We start from the raw sequence: 5,619 nt of genomic DNA, 5'->3' as shown, positions 1-5,619 counted from the left end.
GCGCGGCGACCGGGTGGCCGTACTCCTCCAGAACTCCCCGCACTTCGTGCTCGCCGTGCTCGGCGCCTGGAAGGCGGGCGCGACCGTGGTGCCGGTCAACCCGATGTACAAGTCGGCCGAGGTCGGCCATGTGCTGCGGGACTCCGAGGCCGCCGCGCTGATCTGCTCCGACCGGGCGTGGGAGGCGTACCTGCGGCAGACCGCGGCCGACTCGCCGGTGCGGATCGTGCTCACCGGGTGCGAACTGGACTTCCAGACCCGCGACGACCAGCGGGTGCTGGCCTTCGAGCGGCTGCCGGCGGCCCCCGACGCCGAGGACCTGGTGGCCGTGGCCCGGCAGGGCGGGCGGGTGCCCGAGGGGCGGGAGCCGGGGCCCGGCGACATCGCGCTGATCAGCTACACCTCAGGGACCAGCGGCACCCCCAAGGGCGCCACCAACACCCACGGCAACATCATGTACACCGTGGAACGCCAGCGCACCGGGCTTCCGCTGCCCGAGGGGCCGGTCTACTTCGCGCTCGCGCCGCTGTTCCACATCACCGGCATGGTCTGCCAGTTCGGCGCCTGTCTGAACAGCGCCGGCACCCTGGTGCTCGCCTACCGGTTCGAACCGGGCGTGGTCCTGGAAGCGTTCGCAGAGCACCGCCCGGTGTTCACCGTCGGCCCCGCCACCGCGTTCATGGCGCTCGGCGCCCACCCCGGGGCGGGCCCGGAGCACTTCTCCTCCTTCGTGCACCTCGCCTCCGGCGGCGCCCCGCTGCCGCCCGCGCTGGTGGAGGGCTTCCGGGCGCGGTTCGGGGCGTACATCCGCAACGGGTACGGGCTCACCGAGTGCACCGCGCCCTGCGCCTCCGTGCCCTCCGGCCTGGAGGCGCCGGTCGACCCGGTCTCCGGGACGCTCGCGGTCGGCCTGCCGGGACCGGACACGCTGGTGCGGATCGTGGACGAGAGCGGCGCGGACGTGCCGTTCGGCGAGCAGGGCGAGATCGTGGTGCGCGGGCCCCAGGTGATCCCCGGCTACTGGCGCCGCCCGGACGCCACCGCCGAGACCTTCCCCGGCGGCGAGCTGCGCACCGGCGACATCGGGTTCATGGACCCGCAGGGCTGGCTCTACGTCGTGGACCGCAAGAAGGACATGATCAACGCGTCCGGGTTCAAGGTGTGGCCGCGCGAGGTCGAGGACGTCCTGTACGCCCATCCGGCGGTGCGCGAGGCGGCCGTCGTCGGCATCCCGGACGGCTATCGCGGGGAGACCGTCAAGGCGTACATCAGCCTGCGGCCGGGCGCCGAGGCGGACCCGGATGAACTCGCGGTGTACTGCAAGGAGAGACTGGCCGCCTACAAATATCCGCGCCAGGTGGAGATCCTGCCCGAGTTGCCCAAGACGTCGAGTGGGAAGATCCTCCGGCGGGAGCTTCGCTCCCGCGGCGACGGCAAACGCCGGAACTAGCGGCATCTCAGAACGAGCGACATCACGGAAGGCAGGTGGCGGCAGTGCCCAGGACGACGGACGGCGACGGAGCACCTGTTCCGCAGCGGCTGCTGGCCGCCGCCACCCGGCTCTTCGCCGAGCAGGGCTACGACCGGACCTCGGTGCAGGAGATCGTGGAGGCGGCCGGCGTCACCAAGGGGGCGCTGTACCACTACTTCGGCTCCAAGGACGATCTGCTGCACGAGGTGTACGCGCGCATGCTCCGCGTCCAGCAGGAGCGGCTCGACCACTTCGCCGGCATGGACGCGCCCGTGGAGACCCGGCTGCGGGAAGCGGCGGCGGACGTCGTGGTGTCGACCATCGAGAACCTGGACGACGCCTCGATCTTCTTCCGCTCCATGCACCAGCTGAGCCCGGAGAAGCACAAGCAGGTACGGGCCGAACGGCGCCGCTACCACGAACGGTTCCGCGCGCTCATCGAGGAGGGCCAGAAGTCCGGCGTCTTCTCCACCGCGACCCCGGCCGACCTGGTCGTGGACTACCACTTCGGCTCCGTCCACCATCTGTCCACCTGGTACCGCCCGGACGGACCGCTGAGCCCCCAGCAGGTGGCCGACCACCTCGCGGACCTGCTGCTGCGCGCGCTGCGCCCCTGAGCGCCGGTGACCCGCGCCCGTGAGCGCAGGCAAGGGGCGGCCTCCTTCGTGGGCCGCCCCTCACTCGTGTCCGGCTACAGGTACTTCTTCAGCTCCCGCCGCGCCAGCGACCGCTGGTGCACCTCGTCCGGGCCGTCGGCCAGCATCAGGGTGCGGGCGGCGGCGTAGACCTCGGCCAGCGGGAAGTCCTGGCTCACCCCGCCCGCGCCGTGCAGCTGGATCGCCCGGTCCAGGATGTCGACCACCGCGCGCGGGGTGGCGATCTTGATGGCCTGGATCTCGGTGTGCGCGCCCCGGTTGCCGACGGTGTCCATCAGCCAGGCCGTCTTCAGCACCAGCAGCCGCAGCTGCTCGACCGTCACCCGGGCGTCGGCGATCCAGTTCTGCACCACGCCCTGCTGGGCCAGCGGCTTGCCGAACGCCGTACGCGAGATCGCGCGCCGGCACATCAGCTCGATCGCCCGCTCGGCCATGCCGATCAGCCGCATGCAGTGGTGGATCCGGCCGGGACCGAGCCGGGCCTGCGCGATGGCGAAGCCGCCGCCCTCCTCGCCGATCAGATGGGACACCGGCACCCGCACCCGGTCGAAGACCACCTCGGCGTGTCCGCCGTGCGAGTGGTCCTCGTAGCCGAACACCCGCATGGCCCGCCGGACGGTCACCCCGAGCGTGTCGCGCGGGACCAGGACCATGGACTGCTGGCGGCGGATGTCCGCGCCGTCCGGGTCCGTCTTGCCCATCACGATGAAGATGCGGCAGTCCGGGTTCATCGCCCCGGAGATGTACCACTTGCGGCCGGTGATGACGTACTCGTCGCCGTCCCGCTCGATCAGGGTGGTGATGTTGGTGGCGTCCGAGGAGGCCACCTCCGGCTCGGTCATCGCGAACGCGGACCGGATCTCACCGGCGAGCAGCGGCTCCAGCCACTGCTTCTTCTGCGCCTCGTCGCCGAACTGCGCCAGCACCTCCATGTTCCCGGTGTCGGGCGCCGCGCAGTTGGTCGCGGTCGGCGCCAGGTGCGGGGAGCGGCCGGTGATCTCGGCGAGCGGCGCGTACTGGAGGTTCGTCAGGCCCGCGCCGTACTCCGTGTCGGGCAGGAACAGGTTCCACAGGCCCTGCCTGCGCGCCTGTGCCTTCAGCTCCTCCACCACCGCCGGGGTGTCCCACGGCGAGGCCAGCGCGGCCCGCTGCTCCTCGGCGACCGGCTCGGCCGGGTAGACGTACTCGTCCATGAAGGCGAGCAGCTTGGCCCGCATCTCCTCGGTACGCGCGTCGAACGCGAAGTCCATGACGGTCAGCCTTCCTGAAGGGTGGTCAGTCCGTGGTCGATGAAGACGGGCACCAGCTCGCCGATCCGGTCGAAGCCGCGCCCGACGGTCTGGCCCAGCGTGAAGCGGTAGTGGATGCCCTCCAGGATCACGGCGAGCTTGAAGAACGCGAACGCCTCGTACCAGGAGACGGCCGAGACGTCCCGCCCGGAGCGCGCCGCGTACCGCTCGATCAGCTCCTCGGGCGCGGGGTGCCCCGGTGCCTCGGCGGTGGTGGAGACGGGGGAGTTCGGCAGGTCGAGGGAGCGGCTGTACATCACCAGCAGACCGAGGTCGGTCAGCGGGTCGCCGAGCGTGGACATCTCCCAGTCGAGGATCGCCGTGATCCGGTCGTCCGCCCCGATCAGGACGTTGTCCAGCCGGTAGTCGCCGTGCACGACGGTGGCGGCGGGCGAGCCGGGCAGCCTCCGGCCCAGTGCGGCGTGGAGTTCGTCGATGCCGGGCAGCTCGCGGTTGCGGGAGGCGTCCAGCTGCTTGCCCCAGCGGCGCAGCTGCCGGTCCAGATAGCCCTCCGGACGGCCGAAGTCGCCGAGGCCCACCTCGCCGGGGTCCACCGCGTGCAGCTCGACCAGCGTGTCCACCAGGGACAGCACCGCGCCCCGCACCCGCCGCTCGCCGAGCGGGGCGAGCTGTGCGGAGGTGCGGTACGGCGTGCCCGCCACGAACTCCATCATGTAGAACGGCGCGCCGAGCACCTCCTCGTCCTCGCACAGCAGCACCGGCGCGGGGACCGGTACGGAGGTGGGGTGCAGGGCGCTGATCACCCGGTGCTCGCGCTTCATGTCGTGCGCGGTGGCGAGGACATGGCCGAGCGGCGGGCGGCGCACCACCCACTTCGAGGTGCCGTCGGAGAGCGCGTAGGTGAGGTTCGACCGGCCGCCCTCGATCAGCCGCCCGGTGAGCGGCCCCCGCACCAGCCCCGGGCGCTCCCGCTCCAGCAGGGCGCGCAGCCGGTCCAGGTCCAGTCCGGGCGGGTGGTCGGCGCTCATGTGTCACTCCTGTGAACGGTCGGATATCAGGACTCGACTCATGATGCCGACCGGTCGGTATGTCGTCCAGTGTGTGCGGCCAACAGGACGGGAAACGTGACGGGGACCACCGGGTTCCCGGTGCGCGGGAGGCTCAGTTCCCGGCGTTCCCGGCGCGGAACTGGGCGAGCCGCTCGTACGCGGCCAGCCCGTCCGGCACCCACTCCCACTCGCCGAGCCGCGCCTCGACCTCCTCATCGGAGAGGAAGGCGTGCCACTGCACCTCCTCCACCTGCGGATTCACGGGCAGCTCGCAGCGCACCTCGTACACCGCCGACCACCAGGTCTTCCCGGCGCCGTCGTCATAGAGGAACGTGAAGAGGTGCGTCGGCCGGGGCAGCCCGGACACGCCCAGCTCCTCCTCGGCCTCCCGCAGCGCCGCCTCGTCATAGGACTCGCCCGCGCCCACGACCCCGCCGACGAACGGGTCGTACAGGGCGGGGAACACCAGCTTGGTCGCCGTGCGCCGGTGCACGAAGAGCCGGCCGGCCGCGTCCCGGGCCTGGATGAAGACACAGCGGTGGCGCAGCCCGCGCCGGTACACCTCACCGCGCGGCAACTGCCCGACGACGCGGTCGTGTTCGTCGACGACGTCGAGGATCTCGTCAGCAGGATTCATGCCCTCATCCAAGCACGGGGGCGCCGGCCGCGGGGGAGGGCTTCAGCGGCGCTGGAGTTCATGGGCCGGGGGCTCCGACTCCGTCGTGCCGCAAGGCATCGCCGGGTGCATCCCGAGCAGCACGATGCCCGCGACCACACCCGCGAGCCCGGCCGCCTCCCAGGCCAGCGCCCCGGTGTCGGTGCGCAGCCGGTCACCGAGGAAGCCCACCCCGCACAGGATCCCGGCGAGCGGCTCGGCCGCGGTGAGCGCGGGCAGCGACATCCGCAGCGGCGCCGTCTCGAACGCGCTCTGCACCAGCACGAGACCGGTGACCCCGCACACGAACACGCCGTACGGCTGCCAGCTGGTGAAGAGCTCCGCGAAGCCGCCGTCGGAGAAGAGGGTGCCGCTCACCCGGGTCAGCGCGTCCTGCACCCCGTAGAGCAGCCCGGCGGCCAGGGCCAGCAGTACGGCGGCCCAGTTCAGCCGGGAGCGTTTGGCGTACGTCGTCAGGGCCAGGGCCACGCCCACCACCACGCCGATGATCAGCCAGTGCCGCAGCGGATCGGCGACG

At 71.9% G+C, this 5,619-nt stretch carries 6 protein-coding genes; 2 read left to right on the top strand and 4 right to left on the bottom strand.

What is annotated here, in order from left to right:
- Window positions 1–1,450 (top strand): class I adenylate-forming enzyme family protein (locus CCN72_RS07215; RefSeq protein WP_086806799.1); only part of this gene is annotated, 1,450 nt, incomplete at its 5' end.
- A gap of 44 nt (window positions 1,451–1,494) precedes the next feature.
- Window positions 1,495–2,088, top strand: a complete 594-nt coding sequence (locus CCN72_RS07210; RefSeq protein WP_037661921.1) for a TetR/AcrR family transcriptional regulator — start codon at window positions 1,495–1,497, stop codon at window positions 2,086–2,088.
- A 74-nt stretch (window positions 2,089–2,162) separates the two neighbouring features.
- Here the strand turns inward: CCN72_RS07210 and CCN72_RS07205 are convergent, their stop codons facing one another.
- From CCN72_RS07205 to CCN72_RS07190, 4 genes are all read right to left on the bottom strand, one after another.
- Window positions 2,163–3,377, bottom strand: a complete 1,215-nt coding sequence (locus tag CCN72_RS07205) for an acyl-CoA dehydrogenase family protein (protein WP_086806798.1) — start codon at window positions 3,375–3,377, stop codon at window positions 2,163–2,165.
- A 5-nt stretch (window positions 3,378–3,382) separates the two neighbouring features.
- On the bottom strand, window positions 3,383–4,405 hold the full coding sequence (locus tag CCN72_RS07200; RefSeq protein ID WP_086806797.1) for a phosphotransferase family protein: 1,023 nt from the start codon (window positions 4,403–4,405) through the stop codon (window positions 3,383–3,385).
- A gap of 133 nt (window positions 4,406–4,538) precedes the next feature.
- Entirely contained in the window at window positions 4,539–5,063 is a 525-nt protein-coding gene (locus tag CCN72_RS07195) for an NUDIX hydrolase (RefSeq protein WP_086806796.1), read from the bottom strand.
- A 42-nt stretch (window positions 5,064–5,105) separates the two neighbouring features.
- Window positions 5,106–5,619: DMT family transporter (locus CCN72_RS07190; RefSeq protein ID WP_167408653.1), on the bottom strand; the 514-nt coding region annotated here is incomplete at its 5' end.

The organism is Streptomyces murinus (assembly GCF_002154555.1).
In the GTDB taxonomy this organism is placed as follows: Bacteria; Actinomycetota; Actinomycetes; order Streptomycetales; family Streptomycetaceae; genus Streptomyces; species Streptomyces murinus.
This window is presented reverse-complemented; position numbering and strand designations above follow the sequence as displayed.